This is a genomic window from Mesorhizobium sp. M2A.F.Ca.ET.039.01.1.1, assembly GCF_003998035.1.
GTDB lineage: Bacteria > Pseudomonadota > Alphaproteobacteria > Rhizobiales > Rhizobiaceae > Mesorhizobium.
Window position 1 is genome coordinate 1 of sequence record NZ_RZRY01001540.1, and the last position, 441, is coordinate 441.

1 protein-coding gene is annotated in these 441 nt (G+C 68.0%); it reads left to right on the forward strand.

The genetic code is table 11. The features are described 5' to 3' along the window. A partial coding sequence (locus EOA24_RS40830; RefSeq protein ID WP_281059961.1) for a thymidylate kinase occupies window positions 1–422 on the forward strand: 422 nt, incomplete at its 5' end. Window positions 423–441: the final 19 nt, after the last annotated feature.

The following is a 441-nucleotide window of genomic DNA, read 5'->3' on the forward strand; positions in this document are numbered from 1 at the left end:
CGGCAGTGGAGCGCGGATCGATCGTGCTTTGCGACCGCTTCATCGATTCCTCGCGTGTCTACCAGGGCGTCACCGGCGGTCTGGATCCGGCCTTCATGGAGACCCTGGAGGAGGTCGCCATCAACGGCATGGTGCCCGACATGACCCTGGTCTTCGACATCGATCCGGCCGAAGGCCTGCGGCGCGCCACCGCCCGCCGCGGCGCCAATGACGGTCCAGATCGTTTCGAGAAGGAAACGCTCGATATCCACCGCCGCAGGCGCGAGGCTTTCCTCGCCATCGCCGCCGCCGAGCCGGGGCGCTGCATCGTCGTCGACGCCTCCGCCGACCCTGACACGGTCGAAAACGTCGTCACCGCCGCCGTCTTCGCCGCGCTTGAGACGATGACGCCGGCCGAGCAGCGGCAGACAGCCCCGGCATGATCTTCGAACGCATCGCCCC